General features: G+C 29.4%; 1 pseudogene. It reads right to left on the reverse strand.

The annotated features are described in order from the left end of the window. Window positions 1–282: pseudogene (locus SB679_RS23825) on the reverse strand (hypothetical protein); the annotation flags it as partial.

The following is a 282-nucleotide window of genomic DNA, read 5'->3' on the forward strand; positions in this document are numbered from 1 at the left end:
TTTTTGCAAAGCAGCTAATTTATCATCTGGAGTTTTAATTTTTGATGTAATCTGAAGCATTTTTTTTGCATAGAATAAAGACCTCTCCGGATTATGATCTTTGAAAAAGTCGGATAGATGAGAATAAGTTGCATTTAGTCCAGAAACATCATTTGTACTGTCTCGAATTTTTAAAGTCTTAAGTAATTCTGGTTCAGCGTTGTATTCTTTATTTTGTAAAAACTTTGTATAGGCTAAATTATCATAAGCCATTGAATATAAACTGGGGTGTTTTATCAAATT

This window comes from Chryseobacterium sp. SIMBA_029 (assembly GCF_046535275.1).
Taxonomy (GTDB): domain Bacteria; phylum Bacteroidota; class Bacteroidia; order Flavobacteriales; family Weeksellaceae; genus Chryseobacterium.